Annotated in this window: 22 protein-coding genes, 1 tRNA gene and 1 other RNA gene; 11 read left to right on the top strand and 13 right to left on the bottom strand. The window is 71.0% G+C overall.

All coding sequences use genetic code 11. The features are described 5' to 3' along the window. The first annotated feature begins 21 nt into the window (after positions 1 to 21). Positions 22 to 276, top strand: coding sequence for a protein BatD (locus tag FB047_RS01040; protein WP_136585396.1), 255 nt, complete (start codon positions 22 to 24; stop codon positions 274 to 276). Between the two features lie 517 nt (positions 277 to 793). Here FB047_RS01040 and FB047_RS01035 read toward each other — a convergent pair. Genes FB047_RS01035 through FB047_RS01025 form a run of 3 tightly spaced genes read right to left on the bottom strand, consistent with a single transcriptional unit; the run spans position 794 to position 3,460 of the window. Beyond that, positions 794 to 1,981 (bottom strand): acetyl-CoA C-acetyltransferase, encoded by a 1,188-nt coding sequence (locus tag FB047_RS01035; protein ID WP_136585395.1) that lies wholly within the window; start codon positions 1,979 to 1,981, stop codon positions 794 to 796. Beyond that, positions 1,978 to 2,631 (bottom strand): CoA transferase subunit B, encoded by a 654-nt coding sequence (locus FB047_RS01030; RefSeq protein WP_205822549.1) that lies wholly within the window; start codon positions 2,629 to 2,631, stop codon positions 1,978 to 1,980. Before FB047_RS01030 ends, FB047_RS01035 begins: the two co-directional genes overlap by 4 nt. A 1-nt stretch (position 2,632) precedes the next feature. Further along, entirely contained in the window at positions 2,633 to 3,460 is an 828-nt protein-coding gene (locus FB047_RS01025) for a CoA transferase subunit A (RefSeq protein ID WP_136585394.1), read from the bottom strand. Between the two features lie 100 nt (positions 3,461 to 3,560). On the opposite strand from FB047_RS01025, the gene FB047_RS01020 reads away from it, so the two are divergent. The 3 genes from FB047_RS01020 (at position 3,561) to FB047_RS01010 (ending at position 6,385) form a co-directional block, all read left to right on the top strand. Then, complete coding sequence (locus FB047_RS01020; protein WP_136585393.1) at positions 3,561 to 4,394, top strand: IclR family transcriptional regulator; 834 nt, start codon at positions 3,561 to 3,563, stop codon at positions 4,392 to 4,394. Between the two features lie 195 nt (positions 4,395 to 4,589). Beyond that, positions 4,590 to 5,156, top strand: a complete 567-nt coding sequence (locus tag FB047_RS01015) for a MarR family winged helix-turn-helix transcriptional regulator (protein WP_136585392.1) — start codon at positions 4,590 to 4,592, stop codon at positions 5,154 to 5,156. Continuing rightward, positions 5,153 to 6,385, top strand: coding sequence for an MFS transporter (locus FB047_RS01010; protein ID WP_136585391.1), 1,233 nt, complete (start codon positions 5,153 to 5,155; stop codon positions 6,383 to 6,385). The genes FB047_RS01015 and FB047_RS01010 overlap by 4 nt, the downstream gene beginning before the upstream one ends. A 58-nt stretch (positions 6,386 to 6,443) precedes the next feature. Here the strand turns inward: FB047_RS01010 and FB047_RS01005 are convergent, their stop codons facing one another. Then, positions 6,444 to 7,487, bottom strand: coding sequence for an alpha/beta fold hydrolase (locus FB047_RS01005; RefSeq protein WP_136585390.1), 1,044 nt, complete (start codon positions 7,485 to 7,487; stop codon positions 6,444 to 6,446). Positions 7,488 to 7,734: 247 nt separating this feature from the next. Here FB047_RS01005 and FB047_RS01000 point away from each other — a divergent pair, with 247 nt between their 5' ends. Beyond that, positions 7,735 to 9,324, top strand: coding sequence for an HNH endonuclease signature motif containing protein (locus FB047_RS01000; RefSeq protein ID WP_240752421.1), 1,590 nt, complete (start codon positions 7,735 to 7,737; stop codon positions 9,322 to 9,324). A gap of 173 nt (positions 9,325 to 9,497) precedes the next feature. Here FB047_RS01000 and FB047_RS00995 read toward each other — a convergent pair whose 3' ends face one another. The 3 genes from FB047_RS00995 to FB047_RS00985 all read right to left on the bottom strand — a co-directional run bounded on the left by FB047_RS00995 (position 9,498) and on the right by FB047_RS00985 (position 10,945). Continuing rightward, positions 9,498 to 10,031, bottom strand: a complete 534-nt coding sequence (locus FB047_RS00995; RefSeq protein ID WP_136585389.1) for an NUDIX hydrolase — start codon at positions 10,029 to 10,031, stop codon at positions 9,498 to 9,500. A 123-nt stretch (positions 10,032 to 10,154) separates the two neighbouring features. Then, the gene (locus tag FB047_RS00990; RefSeq protein ID WP_136585388.1) at positions 10,155 to 10,550 is read right to left on the bottom strand and encodes a hypothetical protein; all 396 of its coding nucleotides are present in this window, start codon (positions 10,548 to 10,550) and stop codon (positions 10,155 to 10,157) included. A gap of 319 nt (positions 10,551 to 10,869) precedes the next feature. Beyond that, positions 10,870 to 10,945 (bottom strand) — tRNA-Lys (locus tag FB047_RS00985). A 103-nt stretch (positions 10,946 to 11,048) separates the two neighbouring features. On the opposite strand from FB047_RS00985, the gene FB047_RS00980 reads away from it, so the two are divergent. Together FB047_RS00980 and FB047_RS00975 are read left to right on the top strand one after the other, a co-directional pair. Further along, positions 11,049 to 11,873, top strand: a complete 825-nt coding sequence (locus tag FB047_RS00980) for an inositol monophosphatase family protein (RefSeq protein ID WP_240752413.1) — start codon at positions 11,049 to 11,051, stop codon at positions 11,871 to 11,873. Positions 11,874 to 12,127: 254 nt separating this feature from the next. After that, complete coding sequence (locus FB047_RS00975) at positions 12,128 to 12,475, top strand: hypothetical protein (RefSeq protein ID WP_136585387.1); 348 nt, start codon at positions 12,128 to 12,130, stop codon at positions 12,473 to 12,475. A gap of 99 nt (positions 12,476 to 12,574) precedes the next feature. Here FB047_RS00975 and FB047_RS00970 read toward each other — a convergent pair whose 3' ends face one another. Next, complete coding sequence (locus FB047_RS00970; RefSeq protein ID WP_136585386.1) at positions 12,575 to 12,988, bottom strand: hypothetical protein; 414 nt, start codon at positions 12,986 to 12,988, stop codon at positions 12,575 to 12,577. Positions 12,989 to 13,213: 225 nt separating this feature from the next. On the opposite strand from FB047_RS00970, the gene FB047_RS00965 reads away from it, so the two are divergent. Beyond that, positions 13,214 to 13,753 carry a YaeQ family protein gene (locus FB047_RS00965; RefSeq protein ID WP_136585835.1) on the top strand — a complete coding sequence of 180 codons (540 nt, stop codon included), beginning with the start codon at positions 13,214 to 13,216 and terminating at the stop codon, positions 13,751 to 13,753. A gap of 245 nt (positions 13,754 to 13,998) precedes the next feature. Here the strand turns inward: FB047_RS00965 and ssrA are convergent. Beyond that, positions 13,999 to 14,368, bottom strand: a transfer-messenger RNA (tmRNA) gene (gene ssrA / locus FB047_RS00960). Positions 14,369 to 14,727: 359 nt separating this feature from the next. Between ssrA and FB047_RS00955 the strand changes: the two genes are divergently transcribed. Beyond that, the gene (locus tag FB047_RS00955; RefSeq protein WP_136585385.1) at positions 14,728 to 15,387 is read left to right on the top strand and encodes an SIMPL domain-containing protein; all 660 of its coding nucleotides are present in this window, start codon (positions 14,728 to 14,730) and stop codon (positions 15,385 to 15,387) included. 340 nt (positions 15,388 to 15,727) lie between these two features. Here FB047_RS00955 and smpB read toward each other — a convergent pair whose 3' ends face one another. The 4 genes from smpB to prfB all read right to left on the bottom strand — a co-directional run bounded on the left by smpB (position 15,728) and on the right by prfB (position 19,574). Next, entirely contained in the window at positions 15,728 to 16,204 is a 477-nt protein-coding gene (smpB, locus tag FB047_RS00950) for an SsrA-binding protein SmpB (protein ID WP_076676126.1), read from the bottom strand. A gap of 76 nt (positions 16,205 to 16,280) precedes the next feature. Next, a complete protein-coding gene (gene ftsX / locus FB047_RS00945) occupies positions 16,281 to 17,198 on the bottom strand; it encodes a permease-like cell division protein FtsX (protein ID WP_136585384.1) in 918 nt (305 codons plus the stop codon). Continuing rightward, positions 17,195 to 18,220 (bottom strand): cell division ATP-binding protein FtsE, encoded by a 1,026-nt coding sequence (gene ftsE / locus FB047_RS00940; RefSeq protein ID WP_136585383.1) that lies wholly within the window; start codon positions 18,218 to 18,220, stop codon positions 17,195 to 17,197. Before ftsE ends, ftsX begins: the two co-directional genes overlap by 4 nt. Positions 18,221 to 18,461: 241 nt before the next feature. Then, positions 18,462 to 19,574, bottom strand: a complete 1,113-nt coding sequence (prfB, locus tag FB047_RS00935; protein ID WP_136585382.1) for a peptide chain release factor 2 — start codon at positions 19,572 to 19,574, stop codon at positions 18,462 to 18,464. Between the two features lie 71 nt (positions 19,575 to 19,645). Between prfB and FB047_RS00930 the strand changes: the two genes are divergently transcribed. Both FB047_RS00930 and FB047_RS00925 read left to right on the top strand, forming a co-directional pair. Next, on the top strand, positions 19,646 to 20,878 hold the full coding sequence (locus tag FB047_RS00930) for an MFS transporter (RefSeq protein ID WP_167494132.1): 1,233 nt from the start codon (positions 19,646 to 19,648) through the stop codon (positions 20,876 to 20,878). A gap of 209 nt (positions 20,879 to 21,087) precedes the next feature. Beyond that, positions 21,088 to 22,887, top strand: coding sequence for a M20/M25/M40 family metallo-hydrolase (locus FB047_RS00925; RefSeq protein ID WP_136585381.1), 1,800 nt, complete (start codon positions 21,088 to 21,090; stop codon positions 22,885 to 22,887). The last annotated feature ends 53 nt before the right edge of the window (positions 22,888 to 22,940 follow it).

The raw sequence follows: 22,940 nt of genomic DNA, 5'->3' as shown, positions 1-22,940 counted from the left end.
GCTCCTCGATAGGTTGGGCGCATGCGGCAGTACATCTTCGGAACCGGTCTCCTCAGCGCCATCACCGGTGGCGTCACGCTCCTGCGCGGCCTCAAGAACGACGAGCCGTTCACGTGGCGCACGGCGCTCGCGTGGCTGAGCTGGGGCATCACGCTCGCTCTCGCGATCGGCGCCGTCGTCGACACCCGCCGCGCGCGCCGCGGCCGCGTCATCGCGGGCGACTCCCCCATCTCGAAGAAGCAGGAGAAGCTGTTCAAGAAGCGCCTCGCGCGCTGACCTGCAGATCTTGACGGATGCCACGGCCGGACGGTCGTGGCATCCGTCGTCTTCGTGGGGGTGCCGACACGTGTCGGCGGGTGCGGCGGTCGGGTGGGGGCCGGCGGGCGGCGTGCACAACTCAGGAAAAATGGGCAGCACTCCACCGCCGCACAGCGTGCACAACTCCGGAAGAACCGGCAGCACGCCACCGCCCAACCCCGGAATCCCGCGGAAGCCGGAACCCGGCGAGACCGAATCTCCGGAGTTGTGCACCCCACCCCGCCCGCACCTGCCTGCCGCCGGACCGGCCAACCCGCACCGGCCCGCCGCCGCCGTCACCGCCGCACAGCGTGCACAACTCCGGAAGAACCGGCAGCACGGCACGGCCCAACCCCGGAATTCCGCGGAAGCCGGGACCCGGCGAGACCGAATCTCCGGAGTTGTGCACCCCACCCCGCCCGCACCGGCCTACCGCCGCACCGCCCGCACGGACCCGCCGCCGCACCGCCCGCACCGGCCCGCCTGCCGGCGCGCGTCAGCGCGTGAGGATGAGCGCGTCGCCCTGACCGCCGCCGCCGCAGAGGGCGACCGCCGCCGTCCCGCCGCCGCGGCGGACGAGTTCGTGCACGGCGTGCACGACGAGGCGGTTGCCCGAGGCGCCGATGGGGTGTCCGATCGCGATGCCCCCGCCGTGCGGGTTGACTACCTCGTCGGAGAGGCCGAGTTCGGCCTGCGACCGGGCCACGACCGCGCCGAACGCCTCGTTGATCTCGACGAGATCGAGATCGGATGCCGCGATCCCCTGCTTCTGCAGGGCTTTCTCGATCGCCCGCGCGGGCTGGGCGTGCAGGGAGTTGTCGGGGCCGGCGACCTGGCCGGACGCCCCGACGACGGCGAGCACGTCCCAGCCGTTCTCGTCGGCGACCGCGCGGGTGGTGACGACGACCGCGGAGGCTCCGTCGGAGATCTGCGAGGCGTTGCCCGCGGTGATCGACCCGCCCTCCGCGAAGGCGGGGCGCAGCTTCGCGAGGGTCTCGACCGTCGTGTCGGCGCGGATTCCCTCGTCGGCGCGGACGACGACGGGGTCGCCCTTGCGCTGCGGGATGGCCACCGGCACGATCTCGGCGTCGAACACCCCGGCGGCCTGCGCGGCGGCGGCGCGCTGGTGGGAGCGGGCCGAGACGGCATCCTGATCCTGGCGCGTGACCTCGTACCGGGCGTTCGCGCGTTCGGTGGACGCGCCCATGCTCTCGCGGTCGTAGGCGTCGGTCAGGCCGTCGTAGGCCATGTGGTCGAGCACCTCGACAGAGCCGTAGGCGTAGCCCTCGCGCGAGTTCATCAGCAGGTGCGGAGCGCGGGTCATCGACTCCATGCCGGCCGCGACGACGACGGTGGCGTCGCCGGCGCGCAGCATGCGTGACGCGTCGATCACGGCGGTGAGCCCGGACAGGCACACCTTGTTGATGGTCGCGGCGTGCACGTCCCAGCCGATGCCGGCCTCGATCGCGGCCTGACGGGCGGCGTTCTGACCGGCTCCCGCCTGCAGCACCTGGCCGACGAGCACCGCGTCGACGCGGTCGGCGGGGATGCCGCCGCGCTCGAGCGCCCCGCGGATGGCCGCGGCGCCCAGCTGCACGGCGGTGAGCGGAGCGAGCTGCCCCTTGAGCCGGCCCTGCGGCGTGCGCGCGGCGGCGACGATGACGATGTCGTTCTCGGTGGTCATGCGTTCTGCTCCTCGGTGAGTCGGACCGTCAGCGGGGGCTCGGTGGCCTCGCGCACCTCGTCGACGCTCACCCCGGGGGCGGTCTCGACGAGCACCAGTCCATCCTCCGTCACATCGATGACGGCGAGGTCGGTGATGATGCGGTCGACGACCCCCTTCCCGGTCAGCGGGAGGGAGCAGGCGTCGACGATCTTCGGCGAGCCGTCCTTGGCGACGTGCTCCATGAGCACGATGACGCTCGCGGCTCCGTGCACGAGGTCCATCGCACCGCCGGGACCCTTGACCATCTTCCCGGGGATCATCCAGTTGGCCAGGTCTCCGGATGCCGACACCTGCATGGCCCCGAGGATGGCGGCGTCGATCTTGCCGCCGCGGATCATGCCGAAGCTCAGGGCGGAGTCGAAGAATGCCGCCCCCGGCAGGGTCGTCACGGTCTCTTTGCCGGCGTTGATGAGGTCGGGATCCACGGCGTCGTCGGTGGGGTACGGACCCACGCCCAGGATGCCGTTCTCGGACTGCAGCACGACGGTGACGCCCTCGGGGACGTGGTTCGGCACGAGCGTGGGGAGGCCGATGCCGAGGTTCACGTAGGCGCCGTCGGTGAGTTCCTGAGCGGCGCGCGCCGCCATCTCGGTACGGGAGCGGGCCATGTCAGTTCTCCTTCTCGGTCGCGGCGGTGCGCGCCGGGCCCGTGGTCGTGCTCGGGTCCGTCACCTGCTCGCGCACCGTGCGCTTCTCGATGCGCTTGGTGATGTCGGGGCCCACCTCGACGATGCGGTGGACGTACACGCCAGGGAGGTGAACGGCATCCGGATCGATCTGCCCCGGCTCGACGAGGTGCTCGACCTGCACGATGCAGGTCCGACCGGCCATCGCGGCGAGCGGGTTGAAGCTGCGCGCCGCCTTGCGGAAGACGAGGTTGCCGTGGCGGTCGCCCTTCCACGCGTGGACGAGCGAGAAGTCGGTGGTGATGGCCTCCTCGAGCACGAACTCGCGCGGCTGCCCGTGCACGTCGAAGGTGCGCACGTCCTTCGCCGGAGAGGCCACGGCCACTCCCCCCGCGCCGTCGTACCGGCGGGGAAGTCCGCCCTCGGCGACCTGCGTGCCGACGCCCGTCTGCGTGTAGAAGGCGGCGATCCCCGATCCTCCGGCACGGAGCTTCTCGGCGAGGGTCCCCTGCGGAGTGAGTTCCAGTTCGAGCTCGCCGGAGAGGAACTGCCGCTCGAACTCCTTGTTCTCGCCGACGTACGACGAGGTCATCTTGCGGATGCGGTGCGCTCCCAGCAGGATTCCGAGCCCCCAGTCGTCGACGCCGCAGTTGTTCGAGACCACGGAGAGGTCGCGCGTGCCCTGGGCGAGCAGCGCCTCGATGAGGGCGATGGGGTTGCCCGAGAGGCCGAACCCGCCGACGGCGAGCGAGGCTCCGTCGGGGATGTCGGCGACGGCCTCGGCGGGCGAGGGCCAGGTCTTGTCGATCACGCGGACTCCTTCGTAACAGCGTCCTCCCACCGTGCGTCCCGGGTGCGTCCGGGCGCGAGCCGCGTCTTGTCATGTGGATGCCACCGGGCGTAGCGTCCACATGGTGGACACGCGCACGCCCCCTCCCGCCCCCTCTGACCCGCGACAGTCCTCCCCCGCGGCCTCCGGCGGCGTCCCGGGAGCGCAGGCCATCGCCCGCGCGGCGCACCTGCTCCGCCTTGTCACGGCCGCGGGAGACGGGGGCGCCGCCGTCGGCGACCTCGCGCTCGACGCCCGCCTCACGCGCCCGACCGCGCACCGCCTGCTCAGCGCCCTGCGCGCCGAGGGACTCGTCGACCGCGACGAAGCGACGGGGCATTGGCTGCCGGGACCGGAGCTATATCTGATGGGGAGCGTCGCGGCATCCCGGTTCGACATCACCGCCACGGCCCGCGACATCGTGCGCTCGCTCGCCGTGCGCACGGAGGAGAGTGCGTTCCTCTCCGTGCGGCGCGGCGACGAGACGGTGTGCCTCGTGCGCGAGGACGGGAGCTTCCCGATCCGCTCGTTCGTGCTGTCGGAGGGCGTGCGCTTCCCGCTCGGGGTGGCCTCGGCGGGGCTCGCGATCCTCGCCTTCCTGCCGCCCCAGGATGTGGACGCGTATCTCGAGCGGCATCCGGAGCTCGTCGAGAGGTGGGGGTCGTCGCACTCCCCCGCGCGTCTGCGCGCACGCATCGCCGACACCCAGGGTCGCGGGTACGCGGTCAATCCGGGGCTGATCGTCGAGGGCAGCTGGGGAGTGGGGGCCGCGGTGTTCACGCGCGAGGGCGACCCGCAGTGGGCGTTGAGCCTGACGGGCGTCGAGTTCCGCTTCGGCGGCGAGCGCCTCGCGGAACTCGGACGCATCCTCCTTGCGCACGCGCACCAGCTGTCGACGCGGATCGCGGCGCGGTAGGGCATCCCGGCCCCAACGGGAGCGCCTCGCGGACCTCGAGGATCTCTCAGATCTCGCGGATCGCGGCGCGGTAGGGCATCACGATCACGCCGGGAGCGCCTCATCGAGCTCGAGGATCTCGCAGATCTCGGCGCGGCTGAGCACTTCCCCGCCCGATAGATACCCTAGATATATAACAGGGGTATACTTATCCCCATGACCCGCGACGACGACCTGCAGAGACTCCTGCTCGCGGTGCACGCCCTGACGCGCATCGCGGCGATCGACACGCAGAACGACGCTCCCGCCGCGCAGTGGCGCACCCTGACGCTGCTGCGCGATCACGGCCCCCAGCGTCTGGGCGATCTCGCGACGCTGAGTCGCGTCAGCCAGCCCGGCATGACGCGACTGGTCCACCAGATGGATGCCGCCGGACTCGTCGCGCGCGCCGCCCATCCCGGCGACTCGCGCGTGAGCGTCGTCGCCGCGACCGATCAGGGCCTCGAGGCGCTGGAGCGGTGGTACGAGCAGTTCCGCGCCGCGCTCTCTCCGCACGTCGCCGACCTGTCGGACGACGAGTGGCAGGCGGTCGGCGTCGCCGCGTCGGCCCTGTCGTCGCGCGTCGGCATGGCGCCCCTGCGCCCGGGAGCGTCCACCGCGCCGGGCACGCCCGAGGCGGCGGATGCGCCGACGGCAGCGGTTGAGGCCGTGTCCACGGCATCCGGATCCGCATCCGCACCACGCAGAACTTCCCCGAACAAGCAGAAGGAGGCCGTCCGGTGAGCACCGGTACCGCATCAGCACCCAGTGTCTGGAAACAGCCCGCCCAAGTGTGGGCGGTCGCGTTCGCGTGCGTCGTGGCGTTCATGGGGATCGGTCTGGTCGACCCGATCCTCCCCGCCATCGCCGAATCGCTGAAGGCGACGCCGGTCGAGACCGAGCTGCTTTTCACGAGCTACCTCGTGGTGACGGGCCTCGCGATGCTCGTCACGAGCTGGATCTCGAGCCGCATCGGCGCCAAGGCGACGCTGCTGGTGGGCCTCGGCCTCATCGTGGTGTTCTCGTTCCTGTGCGCGATCAGCGGCAGCGTCGATGCCGTGATCGGCTTCCGCGCCGGGTGGGGGCTGGGCAACGCCCTCTTCATCTCCACGGCCCTGGCCACCATCGTCGGCGCGGCCTCGGGCGGAAGCTCCGCGGCCATCATCCTGTACGAGGCGGCCCTGGGCCTCGGCATCGCCGTGGGACCGCTGCTCGGCGGCATCCTGGGCGAGGTGAGCTGGCGCGGGCCGTTCTTCGGCGTCGTGGCGCTCATGGCGATCGCGTTCGTCGCGGTGCTCGTGCTGCTGCGCGGACCCGCGTCCGCGCGCAACCCGCTCCCCTTCAGCGCGCCCTTCAAGGCCCTCGGCCGCCCGGCGCTCGCGATCCTCGCGGCGACCGCGCTGTTCTACAACATCGGCTTCTTCACACTGTTGGCGTTCTCGCCCTTCCCCCTCGGGTTCGGGGCGATGGGCATCGGTCTGACGTTCTTCGGCTGGGGCGTCGGGCTCGCCATCACGAGCGTGTGGGTCGCTCCGATCCTCCTGCGCCGGCTGCGCCTGACGACCGTGCTGCTGATCGCCCTGCCCCTGCTGGCGCTCGACCTTCTCGTCGCGGCGTTCATCGTGTCGTCGGCCGCAGCGCTCGTCGTGTGCATCATCGTGGGCGGCCTGGTGCTGGGCGTCGTGAACACCGCCCTGACCGAGGCGGTCATGGAGGCCACCGACCTGCCGCGCTCGGTCGCGTCGTCGGCCTACTCGGCGGTGCGCTTCCTCGGCGGTGCCGTCGCTCCCCCGCTCGCGGCGCTGCTCTGGCACGCCTACGGCGCCGGCGTGCCGTACGTGATGGCCGCGGTGTCGGTCGCGATCTCGGCCGTGTGCATCCTGGCCGGTCGTCGCCTGCTCGCGCACGTGGACCACAGCCACGCGGATGCCGCGGACGAAGGCGCCGCCGTGCTCGTGGGCGACGCCGCCTGAGGCTCCTGTTCGAGGAAGGCCGCTCCCGCTTCGGCGGGGCGGCCTTTCTCGTGTCGGGCTACCGTCCGTCGCCGCGCCGTACCTCTCGCACGACCGCACGGGCCCCCTCGGGGGACATGACGATCGAGTAGTGGTCCGCGCCCGCGACGCGCATTGCCGAGCGCAGGCGCGGATGCGCCCTTTCGATCGCCGAGAGATCGGGATACAGCGGCGGCACCTCCCCGCGCAGACCCCGTTCGGCCGCCAGGAGCCGGGTGGGCCGTGGCATCCGTTCGAGAGCGGTCGCGATCGCCGCGCCCGTGTTCTGGTCGATCGAGTCGGCCTCGACGGTGGAGAAGAGCGTCGCGGGACGCAGCTCCGGCTCCTCACCGACCAGGTCGTAGGCGAAATACGCGTCGAGCAGGGGGTCATCGCGGCCGACGAACGCCGGGTGCGCGCGCCAGAAGTCGCGGTACGCCGCGGTGCTGCCGAAGCGCATGTCGAGCCGAGCGGCCGTCGGGCCCAGCACGTGCCGGACCGCGTCGCGCGGATCCATGCCCTCGGGCAGATCGAGCGGCAGTCCGCCGTCGACGAGCACGACGCGCTCGACACGATCCGGATGCCGATCGGCCAGCACGGCGGTGATGAACGCCCCCATCGAATGTCCGACGGCGATCGCGCGGTCGACCCCCGCCGCGTCGAGGACCGCGACCAGGTCGTCGGCGTGCTGCGCCAGACCGGTGCGCCGTCCGGGCGCCGTGCTGCGGCCCCGGCCCGGCAGGTCGGGGGCGATGAGCCGCGCCTCCGTCTCGCGGGCGACCCACGACCACGCGAGGTGCGACGCGGTGACCCCGTGCACGAGCAGCCACGGCGTGCCCTCGGCATGCGGATGCCACTCCCCGACGTGCAGAGTCCCCTCCGGCACGGCGACGCGGTGGGTGCGGTCGGTGAGGGGCGCGGACTCGTCTCGCTCGGGCGCGGTGGCCGTGTGGGGGACGCCTGTTCTCGCGGAGGAGGTGTTGCTCTCGCCTGCGGCGGAGGGCGGTGTCCCGTCGACCGCCGGCTCGGGAGCGGCGTCGACGTGTGCGTGCGGCTCGCTGTTCACGGCATCGGCGGGGGTCATGACGTCATCCTGGCGGTCGCGGGGTGGGAGCGCGAGGGGTGGAGGGGTGAGCGCCGCGGGCTGGTCGCCGGGGCCGGATGCGGGCGCGAGGGGTGGAGGGGTGAGCGCCGCGGGCTGGTCGCCGGGGCCGGATGCGGGCGCGAGGGGTGCGGGTGATCACCCTGGCCTGATCGCCATCGCTATGCCGTGTATCCAGCGCCTCGCGGGCGCCGGAGGCAATGTCGGAGGTCGGCGATACCGTCTCGGCATGAGCCTCTCGCCGCGCGGCAACGACCGGGTCGTCCCCGATCCGCGCTCCGCCGCGTGCACGGAGGAAGACAACGGCCTGAGCGAGCTGTCCGCGGCGATCTGGCGCGACACTCCGCCGATGACGGACGACGAACTCCGCATCGCCGCCGACATCGCCTGGGCGGCCGAGCTCGGTCTGGACGACCCGGAGTGGCCTGTCGAAGTCGACGACGACGGACAGCCGGACACCGACACCGTTGCGCACACCGTCGCCGAGTGCCCTTCGCCCGGGGATGCCGCCGATCTCGCCCTGCGCTCCCTCGAGGCCGTCTCTCGCGAACGCCGTCGCGCCGCCGCGGAAGAATCGCGGCTGATCGCGCACATCCTCGACGAGGCCACGGCGCACCCCGAGCCGTGGGTCGGTCCCGACCCGACGCTCGATCTCGACGCCGAAGACCCGCGCCGTGGGCGTGCGGCGGCGATTCGGCGCGATCGGCTCGACATGGCGGAGCGAGCGGCCGTCGCCGAGATCGCCGTGCGTCTGCGTATCTCCGAGCAGACCGTGCGGATCCGCGCGGACCAGGCGCGGACGCTCCAGTCGCGCTGTCCGTCGACGTGGGCGACGTACGTCGCGGGAGACACGTCCGAACGGCAGGCGTCCGAGACCGCTCGGCTCGCCGCGTCCCTCCCCGATGACGACGCCGCGGCGTGGCAGGCCTTCGACGAGGGCGCAGCAGACCATGCCCGCCGCCTCACCCCCGCGCGCTTCGCGGTCTCGGCCCGTGCCCTCCGCGAGCGCGTGCACGGCGAATCACTCGAGGAGCGCCACCGTCGTGCGGCCCGTGACCGCGGCGTCTGGCTCAACGCCGAACTCGACGGCATGGCGACCCTCACCGCTCTCCTGCCCGCGGATCGCGCTCATGTGGCGATGTCGCGGATCGATCGCGCAGCGCGTCACCTCGCGAGCGTCCCCGACGAGGATCGCACCCTGGCCCAGCTCCGGGCCGACGCCTTCGCGCAGATGGTGACAGCGGATGCCGCCACGATGGGCGAGACGCAGACGGTCGCTCCCCTCGGAACTTCTCGTGATGCTCACCGCGGCAACGGCGATCAGCCCGGCGTCGCCCCGCGACGCGCCGCGGCGTCCATCGTCGTCACGGTGCCCGCGCTCACCCTGCTCGGCGAGAGCGACGATCCGGCGGTCCTCGACGGTTACGGTCCGATCGACCTCGACACCGCCCGCCGCCTGGCCGGCGAGGCGACGTCGTGGGTGCGCCTGCTCACGCACCCGATGACCGAAGCCCCACTCGCCCTCGACCGCACGACGTACCGCGTCACCGCGGCCCTGCGCCGCTGGCTCGGCGTCACCTCTCCGACCTGCATCTTCCCCGGCTGCGGACGCTCCGCACGCGCCTGCGACATCGACCACCTCACGGCGTGGGCCGACGGAGGTCGCACGGACGTCGACAATCTCGAGCCGGAATGCCGACATCACCATCGACTCCGCCACGACACCGCCTGGACGCCGACGCGCGACGCGCAGACGGGCGTCGTCACATGGCGGTCGCCGCGCGGGAACGAGACCGAGCCCGGTCCGCCGCCATTCTGACGAACGCGCGCCGCGCGGGAACGAGACCGAACCCGATCCGCCGCCATTCTGACGAACGCGCGCCGCGCGGGAACGAGACCGAACCCGATCCGGCGCCGTTCTGACGGGCGGGCGCCGCGCCACCTTCCCCCGCCGCGTCAGCGATCCGCGCCGCGTCGGCGATCCGCGCCGCGTCAGCGTTCCGCGCCGCGCACCTCCGCGACCCGCGTGATCAGCACGTCCCACAACTGCGCGAAGCGCGCGTTCCACGGCGTCGCGAACGCCCCGTCCTCCCACCGCCTCCGCACGTCGTCGAGCGTCGCCCACTCGGCATCCAGAACTTCTTCGGGATCGATCCGCGGAGTGGGCTCGCCCTCGACGGCGGCCGCCCACAGATCGAAGAGGGCACGCTCCTCCACGACGCGGCCGACGAGCACGAGATCGTCCGGCGCGAGGACGAGCCCCACCTCCTCGTCGACCTCACGAACAGCCCCGCGACGGCTGGACTCGCCGCGCAGCGCACTCCCCGCCGGGAACTCCCAGGCGAGCGGGTAGTCCTTCTGCGCGGCTCGCCTGCTCATCAAGACGCGCCCGTTCGACGAGACCACGCAGACGGATGCCACGATGTGGAAGGACCCGGCCGGCACCGGGCCGTCGCCGCGGCGGTGGAGTTTTCCGGTGGGCGTGCCCTGGATGTCGGTCACGTCCCAGATCTCGTCATCGGCCATGGAACCACTCCCCCTGATCGCAACGCCTCGCCGCGAGACGCTTTCACCCTCCGCGCGTCTCGCGCCCTCCGAGGAGACTAGCGAGCGCGCACGGCCCGAGTCCGGGGAAGACGCTGAGGAGCGTCAGGGAACGTACTCCTGCGAGGAATAGTCGAGAGAGAGCCCGAGCGTGCTCTCCTTCGGCCACGCCATCACGCTGACCGTGCGCGGATCGAGGAAGTTCCCCGCCACCCGGAGCTGCGGTGTCGCGCCGATGATCTCCGCAAGCCGCGCCGGGCTGATGCCGGCGGGCGGCTCGACGACCAACTGCGTCGCGCATCCCCCGCTGCCGCACGACACGTCCTCCGAGATCACGCGGGCACCTTCCGGGAGCGTGACGGTGGATGCCGGTGGCCGGTCACCCTCGTCGGCCATCATGAAGAGGTAACCGACGTACAGACCGTAGAGAACGGCGACGACGGCGGCGAAGATCAGAACCGCGCGCAGAGCGACACGTCGACCCGAGATTTGCGTCGTCATGGCCTCACGCTACCGGGACGGTGCCCGTACGGACGCCACCTCATCCGATCGGCGGCTCGCGTTCGGTTCCCCCGTGTCGAGGAGGCGGTCGAGATGCCGGCATCCGCCTGCTCGATGTCATCGCCGTTGGCGATGTCCGCAGCGAGCACATCACCACGTTCGCCGTATGACGAGAACGCCTGACCGTGTGGCGGGGCCGGATATCGCTCGCCATCGCGCACGGACGGATTCCGTCCCCTCGGAGTGCCGCCGTACCCACGCCGGAGTGAGACGCAGAAACCCCCTCCCGCGAGCGATCGCGAGAGGGGGTTTCTTTTCGTGGTGCACCCCCTGGGACTCGAACCCAGAACCCACTGATTAAGAGTCAGTTGCTCTGCCGATTGAGCTAGAGGTGCGTTCCGTTCGGCGTGAGAATCGCTCTCCGCGCCGAGGAATTACGTTACCAGGCGTGACGCGAGCACACCAAATCGAGCCAGGAACGCCGGTTATCCTGGTGCCGTGTCCCGCATCGAAGAGCCCGCCGCGACCCCCGCGGACCCGACCGACGATCTCGCACTCGCCCTCCGTATCGCCGACGCAGCCGACGCGGTCGCCATGGCACGGTTCGACGCCGCCGACCTGCGCATCGACACCAAAGCCGACCGCACGCACGTCACCGAGGCCGACCTCGAGACCGAGCGGGCGATCCGTCGGATCCTGGATGCCGAACGCCCGGACGACGCGATCCTGGGTGAGGAATTCGGTGCCTCGGGTGAAACCTCGCGACGCTGGGTGATCGATCCCATCGACGGGACGCACAACTACATGCGCGGCATCCCCGTGTGGGCCACCCTCATCGCCCTGACCGTCGACGGCATCCCGACTGTCGGAGTGGTCAGTCAGCCCGCGATCGGCCGCCGGTGGTGGGCGGCGACCGGACACGGCGCGTGGACGACCACCGCCACCGGCGAGACGCGTCGCATCCGCGTGTCGGGGATCGACGACGTCGCCGCCTCCAGCATCAGCTTCCAGAGCATCGAGCAGTGGGACGACGTCGACCTCGTCCCCACGCTCGAACGCCTCACCCGCGCGGTGTGGCGCGACCGTGCCTACGGCGACGCCCTCCCGTACATGTGGCTCGCCGAGGGGCGACTCGAGCTCGTCGCCGAGTTCGGGGTGAAGGAGTACGACATCGCCGCGATCGCCCCGATCGTGCGCGAGGCCGGAGGCCGCTTCACCGCGTTCGACGGAACCGACCGACTCGACGCCGAGTCGTCGCTCGCGACGAACGGCGTGCTGCACGACGCGTTCTTCTCGCTGCTGCACGAGGGAGAGGGCTCGTGATGCGCTGCACTCGCACCCGTCCCACCCGTTCACGCGCCGCCGTCCTGGCGGCGACCGGCGCTCTCACGATGCTCGCGTTGGCGGGGTGCTCCTCCCCCGCCCCGCAAGAGGCCGCGCCGTCCCCGGCCGCCCCCTCTCAGGGCGCGGACAGCGATGCGAACACCCCCGAGCCCTCGGCCTCGACGACCGACGCGCCCTCCACGGCGGACCCGACGTGCGAGAACATCATTCCCCAGGCCACGGCGGACGACTTCATGAGCCTCGGATGGACCTACCAGAAGGAGGACTTCCGCGTCGGAGCGACCGCACTCGAGGGTGGCATCCAGTGCAAGTGGGGCGACACGAAGATCGCCTCGGATCGCGTGCAGATCTTCGGCTGGGCCCCCATCGATGACGACGAAGCGCGCACCGCGCAGAAGGACCTCGTGGCGGCCGGGTGGAAGGTCGAGAAGGATGCCACCGGCACCTACGTGACCGAGAACCCCGATTGGCTCAACGGCCGCGGCGCCGAAGGCTACGGACTGACGTACTTCTTCGGCGACGGCTACGTGAAGCTGGCCGACACGCGTCAGAGCCTGATCCTCGTCGAGGGCCCGCGCTGACCGACCGGCGCCGTCGCCGCGAGGAGGTGCGAGCACCGGAGCCCGACCGTCGACGAGGCCCCGCGCCGACCCGGACCGTCACCTGACCCGTCCACAGCATCACCGGTAGGGGTTCCGCGCGTCGGCATCGCGCGCCGCCGAGAAGCCCTCGTCCCACGCGTCGCCCCGCGCCTCGACGTCGCGCCACAGGGCATCGGCCTGCAGCACTCGCTGGGCGAACGCCACCCAGTCGGTCCAGGCTGCGGTGATGCGCGCGGCATCCGTCCCGCCCGCAGCGGCACCGCTCGGAGCAGCACTGCTGGGAGCGGCGCTGCTCGGGGCATCACGGCCCAGAGCGTCCGGGCCCGGAGCGGTACTGCTGGGAGCACCATGGCCCAGAGCACCCGGGCCCGGAGCCCCAAGGCCCGGATGAGCACGTCCCGGGTCCTGCTCCGCGGTCCACGTCGACGCGTCGGGAGAGGGAGCGAGGTGGAACGGACCGACGTCGATGCGGAGGGCGCGGGGGTCTGGCATCCTTCGACGCTAGGCGGCGCCGGGCCGGCGGGGCAATGGCCGGGTGCACGACAGGACCGTCGGCAGCGGTGGGCGACAGGCACGGTCGACAGTGGCAGTGAGAGGGCCGTCGGCGGCAGCGCGCGACGGGATCCGTCGGCGGCGGGCGGCAGGGAGCGTCGGCTACAGCTTGTGACAGAGACCGCCGGCGGCGACACGACGGGCACTCCCGTACGCTGGATCCTCGTGGCTATCGGCGCGACCATTCACACGTTCACCGTGCAGCTCTCCGATGTCGATCGCGGCGTCTACGACGAACTGCAACTGCGGGTCGCGCGGCATCCGTCCGAAACCGCTCCGTACATGCTGACCCGGGTGCTGGCCTACTGCCTCGAATACGAGGAGGGCATCGCCTTCAGCGAGGGCGTCGCCGCGACCGACGAACCCGCGGTCATGGTGCGCGATCTCACGGGCGCCCTCGTCGCGTGGGTCGAGGTGGGGGCTCCGGATGCCGCCCGCCTGCACACCGGGAGCATGAAGGCCGAGCGGGTCGCGGTCTACACGCACCGCGATGCCGACAAGGTGGCCGCGGCGTGGGCGGGGAAGCGCATCCACCGCGGCGACGAGGTGCTGCTGCACAGTTTCGAGCCCGGCTTCGTCGAGAGACTCGCGGAGGCCATCGAGCGCCGCAACACCGCCACCCTCACGCGCACCGAGGGACGGGTCTGGCTCGAGCTGAACGGCGCGGCGGGCGAGAGCGACGTCCACACGCGCGCAGCGGCCTGACCGGAGAGCGCAAAAGCAGCGCGGCCTGACGGGACGGCACGCGCACGACGGCCCGAGCGACGTGCACACGCGCGCAGCGGCCTGACGGGCGGGCACGCCCGACGGGCAAGGCACACGCGCGTCGCGCCCTGACCGGCGTACACGCGCGCACCCGCGGCTACGGCAACTCCGCACTCGAAAAGCCCCCGCCCCCGCCGAAACGGGCGGGGACAGGGGCTTCTCGCGAACTCGACCGTGACAACGGCTCGTGGAGCTGGGGGGAATCGAACCCCCGTCCAACGCTGGGTCTCCGCGTTTTCTCCGGGCGCAGTCTGTGCAGACGTTCTGCTCGGCTCCGACCTTTGTCACAGACACCTAAGTCGACGAGCCCAGCCTGGGAAAAGTCCCGCGTGACGTCCAGACGCCGTCACGCAGCAAGACCCCTAAATGACGCCAGGATCCGTGGCGGGGTCACACACGGTCTGACGGACTATCGGGCTCGCTTACGCAGCGAGGGCGAAGTCAGTGCGCTTAGCATTGGCACTTATTGTTTTGCAGGGAGCGTTTACGAGATAACCCCACATCCTCGGCCCGCTTCTCGCGGGTTCGCAGGCGCTGTCGAAACCGATCAGCCCCGAGAACTCCGGAATGGAGCGGCCGTTGTCACGCTGTTGAGTTGCCACATCGGGGCCATCGGCACCCGAGCATCACAGTCTACAACGCTTCGAGCGCCCCGGAATTCCCCCGCCCCGGCCGACCGCGTCACTCGTGCACGACACAGGAGAATCCGTCCCAGGCGCCCGACGAACGGCATCCTCGCGCGGCCGCCCGGCGCAACGGCCGCGAGCGTCCTGCGTTGTGCACGCGGGACGAGGAACAGGCGCGCGCGCCGCGGGACGAGGAACAGGCGGGCGCGCCGCGGGTCGGCCCCGCGATGGTCCCCCGAGCGCATCGGCGCTCCCCGGCGACACCGCCCCCTCCCGTAAGCTCACCGCATGAGCGACGTCGTCATCACGGTCCGGGGCGAAAGCAGCGCCCGCGTCCGCGCCGAAGAAGCCGCGGTGCGCGTCACCGTCTCGGTCGACGGCCCCTCGCGGGGCCCCGTCGTCGAGCAGGCGCAGGAGCGGGCCTCGTCCGTGCAGGACGGCCTCGTCGCGCACCTGCGCTCCGGCGAGGTCTCGGAATGGTCGAGCGCGCGCGTCTCGGTCTGGTCCGATCGCCCGTGGAACGCCGACGGCGCTCAGCTCCCCCTCGTCCACCACGCCAGCGTCGAGCTGTCGGCCACCTTCACCGACGCCGGCGCCCTGTCGTGGTGGCTCGGAGACGTCGCCGAGTCCGACGCCGTGCAGGTCACGGCCGTCGACTGGCGCCTCTCCCCTGAGACGCGCGCCCGCACCGAGCGCGAGGTCGCCGCCGAAGCCGTGCACGTCGCCGTCGAACGCGCCACCGCGTACGCGGACGCCCTCGGTCTGGCATCCGTCGCCGCCGTCGAGATCGCGGATGCCGGACTCCTCGCGACGCGCCCGGAGTCACCCTCCCCGCTGGGGGCGCGTATGATGGCCGCGTCCGCCTCGCCGGGTGGATCGTCGTTCAGCCTGCAACCGCCCGAGATCGTCGTGACCTCGGTCGTGGAGGGACGCTTCCGCGCGGAGTGAGGGGAAGTCGCGCCCGAGCGGTTCTCGCGCACGTCGCCGTGAAGCAACGCCTCCGCCGCGGCGGAACCGGGCCTACTCCCCCAGGCGGTTCTTCGCACGGGTCATCCTGACGAGACGGTCCCGCAAGAAACGACGACGCCTTTTCGCCCAGACGGTTCTTCGCACGGGTCATCCTGACGAGACGCTCCCGCAAGAAACGATGACGCCTACTCCCCCAGACGGTTCTTCGCACGGGTCATCCTGACGAGACGCTCCCGCAAGAAACGACGACGCCTACTCCCCCAGACGGTTCTTCGCACGGGTCATCCTGACGAGACGCTCCCGCAAGAAACGACGACGCCTACTCCCCCAGGCGGTTCTTCGTGCGCATCGCGCGCTCGGCCTCGCGCTTGTCCTCGCGCTCGCGGATCGTCTGGCGCTTCTCGAACTCGCGCTTACCCTTCGCGACGGCGATCTCGACCTTGGCGCGACCGTCGAGGAAGTAGAGGCGCAGCGGAACGAGGGTGTACCCGCCGGCGGCGACCGCGTGCGAGAGCTTCACGATCTCCTCCTTGTGCAGCAGCAGCTTGCGCGTGCGCTTGGCGGAGTGGTTGGTCCAGTGACCCTGCGAGTACTCGGGGATGTGCACGGCATCGAGGAACGCCTGTCCCCCGTCGATGTACGCGTATCCGTCTGTCAGGTTCGCGCGCCCCTGGCGCAGCGACTTCACCTCGGTGCCGGTCAGCACGAGACCGGCCTCGTAGGTCTTCTCGATGGCGTAGTCGTGACGCGCCTTCTTGTTCGACGCGATGAGCTTCTCACCCTGCTCACGAGGCATGGTGCCACCTCCTCATGATCATGGGCACACAGAGCCCCTCAGCTTACAGGATGCCGCGGCTCGCGGCCGCGGGCGCTCAGGCGCGCAACCACCGCCGGATCGCGAAGCTGGCGCTCAAGGCCGCGAGGATCACACCGATCACGACGATCACGGGGATGACGAACGCCACGTCTCCGAGTCCCACCCACGAGGTGATGAACCCGATGCGGTCGCGCAGGTACTGGTTGACGCCGACGCCCACGATCGCCCACACCGCCACGCTCGCCAGAGCCGAGCCGATGAGCGCGGCGAGCACACCCTCCACGATGAACGGCGTCTGGATGAAGCGGTTCGACGCCCCCACGAGACGCATGATGCCCAGCTCGCGACGCCGCGCGAAGGCCGAGAGCCGGATCGTGGTCGCGATCAGCAGCACCGCCGCGATCAGCATGAGACCGGCGATGCCGACCGCGACGTACGTCGCCACCGTCAACGCCTGGAACAACGGCTCGAGGTACTGCATCTGGTTCGTGACCTCTTCGACACCCGCTTGGCCACTGAAGGCCTCGATGATGACGTCGGACTGGTTCTGGTCGACGAGGTTGATGCTGAACGTGGCGTTGAACTGATCGGCGGTGACCACTCCGATGATGTCGTCGGGCAGGAGTCCCTTCGCGTTCTCGAAGACCTGCTCGCTCGTGGAGTAGGTGTAGTCGCGGATCAGGGGCGCGAGGGCGTCGCCGTCGAGCTTGGCCTTGACCGCATCGATCTGCTCCTGCGTCGCGGCCTGCCCCACGGTGCACGTGTCGACGTCGGACACGGTCGCGCACATCGACACCGCCACCTGGGCGCGGTCGGCCCAGTACGACTGCATCTTGCCGATCTGCATCTGCATGAGCATCGCGGCGCCGACGAAGGTGAGCGACACGAAGGTCACGAGGATCACCGAGATGACCATCGAGGCATTGCGGCGCAGGCCGGTGAAAGCCTCCGAGAGGATGAGCCCGAACCTCATGACGTGGGTCCCACTTCGTCGTTGCGGTCTTTCTTCGTGCCGAGGCCGAGGCGATCGGCGACGCCCAGCGCCTCGACGTCGGGGGTCGTGACCGGGATGGAACGGGTGTTCGTGCCGGGCTCGCGCGTCGGCTCGGCGGCGGGCGTGGTGACCGCGGGCGTCGAGGCGGCGGCATCCGGATCCGACGAGGCGGCCGGACGTGCGGCGGGGGTCGACGGCAGCGGCTCGACCGGGCCCGTCACGCTCGTGACCTCGCGCTGAACCTCGAGCACGGCGGTGAGGGCGGCCACGGCGGCCGCCCCCTTCTCGATCTCGGGGGCGAGGCGCGGGAGGCTCGCCGTGTCGCCGTAGCCGCCGTGACGCTCGTCGCGCACCATTTCTCCGCCGCGCAGCTCGATCACGCGACGCTGCATCTGGTCGACGAAGCCGGCCTCGTGCGTGGCCATGACCACCGTCGTACCGCCCGCGTTGATGCGGGCCAGCAGGCGCATGATGTCGATCGAGGTGCCGGGGTCGAGGTTTCCGGTCGGCTCGTCGGCCAGCAGCACCTGCGGGCGGTTGACGAGGGCGCGCGCGATCGCGACGCGCTGCTGCTCACCACCCGACAGTTCGTGCGGAAGACGCTTCTCTTTGCCGTCGAGACCGACCAGCGCCAGCACCTCGGGAACGGCCTGCTGGATGAAGCCGCGCGACGCTCCCGTGACCTGCAGCGTGAACGCCACGTTCTGGTGGACGGTCTTGTTCGGCAGCAGACGGAAATCCTGGAAGACCGAGCCGATGTGGCGACGGAAGTAGGGGACCTTGCGGTTCGACAACGTGCGCAGGTCGCGCCCGAGCACCACCACGCGCCCCTCGCTGGGGGTCTCCGCCCGCAGGATGAGCTGCAGGCACGACGACTTTCCCGAACCCGAAGCGCCGACGAGGAAGACGAACTCCCCGCGCTGCACTTCGAAGTCGACGGCGTTGAGGGCGGGCTTCGCGGTGCCGCGATACCTCTTGGTGACGTTCTCGAACCGGATCATGGCTCGACGAGCCTAAGCGCGGGTGCGGAGCAGCCTGTCAGGACGCGCCGTGTCGCGAAACCGAAAGAGTCCTATGGATGCCGGGTGATGGCATCCACAGGACTCTTGTCACGGCCAAGTCGATGAGTCGTCGTGGATGCCGCATGCTCGCACCCACAGGACCCTCGCCGCCTGGGCGAAGATCAGTCTTCGTGGATGCCGCGTGCTCGCACCCACAGAACCCTCGTCGCCCGCGAGACGATCAGTCGTCGTCGTCCTTGCGCTTTCGCCAGCGGATGCCGGCCGCGATGAGGCCGTCGAGATCGCCGTCGAACACGACGGCGGGGTTGCCGACCTCGTAGCCGGTGCGGAGGTCTTTCACGAGCTGCTGGCCGTAGAGGAAGTAGGAGCGCATCTGGTCGCCCCAGCTCGCGGTGATCGTGCCGGCGAGCTCCTTCTTCTTGGCGGCCTCTTCTTCGCGCTTGAGCAGGAGCAGGCGCGTCTGCAGCACGCGCATGGCGGCGGCGCGGTTCTGGATCTGCGACTTCTCGTTCTGCATCGACACCACCAGGCCGGTGGGGATGTGGGTGATGCGCACCGCGGAGTCGGTCGTGTTGACGGACTGACCACCGGGGCCCGACGAGCGGAAGACGTCGACGCGGATGTCGCCCTCGGGCACCTCGACCTCGACGGCCTCCTCCATCACGGGGATGACCTCGACCGCGGCGAAGCTGGTCTGGCGCTTGTCGGCGCCGCCGAAGGGGCTGATGCGCGCGAGGCGGTGCGTGCCGGCCTCGACCGAGAGCGTGCCGTAGGCGTAGGGGACGTCGATCTCGAACGTCGCCGACTTGATACCGGCGCCCTCGGCGTACGAGGTGTCCATGACCTTGACGGGGTACTTGTGACGCTCGGCCCAGCGCAGGTACATGCGCAGCAGCATCTCGGCGAAGTCGGTCGCGTCGTCGCCGCCGGCTCCCGAGCGGATCGTGACGACCGCGGAGCGCGCGTCGTACTCCCCGTCGAGAAGGGTCTGCACCTCGAGCTGGCCGATCACGTCGCGCAGCGAGGCGAGCTCTTTGCGCGCCTCTTCGGCGGACTCCTCGTCCTCCATCTCGTTGGCGAGCTCGACGAGCACCTCGAGATCGTCGAGCCGCTGCTCGATCTCGGTGATGCGCTTGAGCTCGGCCTGCCGGTGGCTGAGGCGACTGGTGACCTTCTGGGCGTTGTCGACGTCGTCCCACAGGTCGGGGGCACCCGCCTCTTCGCTGAGGCGTTCGATGTCGGCGGTGAGTGCGTCGACGTCGACCACGGCCTGGATATCGGCGAAGGTCGAGCGCAGCGCCTGGATGTCGGCGGTCAAATCGAGTTCGAGCATTTGGCATCCAGCCTATCGTGGAGACGGTGACAGCCGACTCTCCCCGGAACGTGCTGGTGCGCTTCGCACCGATGATCTACGGCCCCACGCTGCTCTTCGCCCTCGGCGAGGGGGCGGTCATCCCCCTCATCCCCGTGATCGCCAACCGCCTCGGCGCCGACGTCGCGGTGGCCGCTCTCGTGGCCGCGGCGCTCGTGGTGGGGCAACTGTGCGGCAACATCCCCGCCGGGTGGGCCGTCGCACGGTTCGGCGAGCGCCTGACGATGGGCACGGCCGGGATCGTGATCCTCGGCGGACTCACCGCCGTGGTGTTCGCGCAGTCGCTCGCCTTCTTCGCCGCCGCCGTGTTCCTGATCGGCTTCTGCGCGGCATCCTTCGCCCTCGCCCGTCACTCGTTCATGACGACGCGGGTTCCGCTGCACTTCCGGGCGCGCGCCCTGTCGCTGCTGGGCGGCACGTTCCGACTCGGCATGTTCGTGGGCCCGTTCATCTCGGCGGCGCTGCTGGCCGTCTTCGGCGACGAGACGGCATCCATCGTCTTCTTCGCCGTGTGCCAGGTCGCGACCATCCTGCTGGTGTTCTTCGGCCCCGACCCCGAGAAGGCGGTCCCGGTGGGTGGGCCGGCGGGACGCGGTGAGGGCGACTCCCGCGAGGCCGAGGACACCGGCGAGCCCGTGACGGGCGCGATCCCCACCGTGGAGCGGGTCGGGGTGTTCCGCACGATGTGGCGCTTCCGCGGCTTGCTGGCGCGGCTCGGCCTCGCCGCCGCGTCGCTGTCGGCGGTGCGCTCGGCGCGGCAGGTCGTGCTGCCCCTGTGGGGTGTGTCGCTGGGGCTCGACGCCGGAACCATCGCCGTGGTCGTGGGGGTCTCGGGGGCGATCGACTTCGCCCTGTTCTACGCGAGCGGTCAGGTGATGGACCGGTTCGGGCGCCTGTGGGCCGCCCTCCCCGCCATGATCCTGATGGGCGCGGGCTTCCTCGCCCTCTCGTTCACGCACGATCTCGGCTCGGCGGCCATGTGGTACGCGATGTTCGCCGCGGTGCTGGGGGTCGGCAACGGCCTGTCCAGCGGCATCCTGCTCACCCTCGGCGCCGACATCGCCCCGGCGAGCGAGCCCGCGGCGTTCCTCGGGTCGTGGCGCACGTTGACGGATGCCGGGGGCGCGGTCGCTCCGCTGATCGTGTCGGCCCTCACGGCGGTGGCCTCGCTGTCGATCGGGGTCGGCGCGATGGGGCTCGTCGCGGTGCTCGGGGCGGTGGGATTCGTCCGGTGGGTTCCGCGGTACGTTCCGCGGGCGCGCTGAGCCCGGGACGGGTCGGGACGGCGTTCCGCGGGACATGGAATGCGGTTTCACGGATGTTCCGGAATGTTTCCGGACCGTAAAGATTCCGGTCACTGTTGCCTTTTTTACGAATCCGCTATGAGAATCGTCTCGCGATCGCCTTCTCTGGGCGACGCGTCATTCCCCCTGGATGATGCGGGCATCGTCGCCCGCGGAGAGGCGCATTCATCGTGCACCGACACACCCTGCATTCCCCTCCCTCACGCGTTCGACGCGCATCGGCGCTCCTCGCGACCGGCGCCTTGATCGGCGGCGGCCTGCTCGTGGCCCCCGCCGCGTTCGCCGCTCCCGCGCCCGACGCCGCGCCCGGCGACCTCGGCCTGACCGGGGCCGACGTCATGACGCACCTGACCGAGCTCTCCGACATCAGCGAGTCGTTCGCGGCCGACGGCTACCGGGTCTGGAACGGCCCGGGCTACGAAGCCGCCGCCGCCTACGCCGAGCAGGTGCTCGAGGGCACCGGCGCGTTCACCGTGTCGCGGCAGAGCTTCGAGGTGCCCACGCCCGAGTTCGGCGAAGCCTCGCTCACGGTGGCCGGGACCACGTACACGGGGTCGCACTTCGACCTCAGCGAGGGCATCGACGGCGACTACACCGCCCCGCTCGCCCTGCCCACCGACGCCGACGGGGCGCACCTCGGCTGCGAGGCCGGCGACTTCGCGACCGTCCCCGCCGGGTCGATCGTGCTCGTCCAGCGCGGCATCTGCACCTTCGAGGCCAAGATCGACAACGCCACCGCCGCCGGAGCCGGAGCCGTGTTCGTCTACAACAACGAGCGTCCGCCCGAGGAGGGCACCACGCCCGACGACCAGCTCACCAACGTGGCATCCGGCCCCCGCGACGAGAACGACTCCCCCGCCGCGACCCTGCCCCAGGCCAGCGGCGACGCCGTCGCCGCCCTGATCGTCGCGGCACCCGCCGACGCCCCCGTCGAGGGGACCGCGGTGATCGAGAAGCAGTTCCTCGTGACCGAGTCGTTCAACGTCATCGCCGACAGCGTCGCGGGCGACCCCGACGACACCATCGTGATCGGTGCGCACCTCGACGGCGTGGCCGAGGGACCGGGCGTCAACGACAACGGCTCGGGCTCCGCGGCCGTCCTCGCGCTCGCCGAGAAGATCGCGGCATCCGAGACCCCCAACGACAAGCGCATCCGCCTCGCCCTCTGGAGCGCCGAAGAGGTCGGCCTGCTCGGCTCGACCGCCTACGTCGACGACCTGCTCGCGAACGACCCCGACGAGCTGAACCGCATCTCGGCCTACCTCAACTACGACATGATCGGCTCGGAGAACTTCACCGTCGGCGTCTACGACGCCGATGAGTCGACCTTCGAGGCGCCCGTCGAGATCCCCGAGGGCTCGGTCGAGATCGAGAAGGTCTACACCGACTACTTCGACGCGATCGAGCAGCCCTGGATCGACACCGAGTACTCGGGCCGCAGCGACTACCAGGCGTTCATCGACAACGGCATCCCCGCGGGCGGCCTCTTCTCGGGCGCCGACGACATCAAGACCGAGGAGCAGGCGCGTCTGTTCGGCGGCACGGCGGGGGTCTTCATGGACCGCAACTACCACACGGTGAATGACACCCTCGCGAACGTCAACCGCGACGCGATCGACATCTTCGCGCCCGCGATCGGCCACGCGGCCTTCGCCCTCGCGTGGGATGCCGCGGTGGAGCCCTCACCCGAGCCCACGCCGGGCGAGCCCTCGCCCGTGCCGACGACCGAGCCCACCACGGAGCCGACCGTCGCCCCCACGGCCGAGCCCACGGCGGAACCGACCGCGGCCCCGAGCCCATCTCCGAGCGTCACCGGCGGACCCGCGGGCGGCCCGCGCGGCGGCGGCCTCGCGAACACCGGAAGCGACGTCGAGGGCTCCCCGCTCCCGGCGATCGGCCTCGGGATGCTCGCGCTCGGCCTGATCGTGGCAGCGGGCACCGTGATCGCCCGCCGTCGCACCCAGCAGTAAGGACCGGACGACGAACCGCCGGGGCCCGGGAGGGTCCCGGCGGTTCGTCGTCG

It is taken from the genome of Microbacterium hydrothermale (genome assembly GCF_004854025.1).
GTDB classification, from domain to species: domain Bacteria; phylum Actinomycetota; class Actinomycetes; order Actinomycetales; family Microbacteriaceae; genus Microbacterium; species Microbacterium hydrothermale.
The sequence above is the reverse complement of the archived record's forward strand: the minus strand, read 5'-3'. Positions and strand labels throughout refer to the sequence as shown.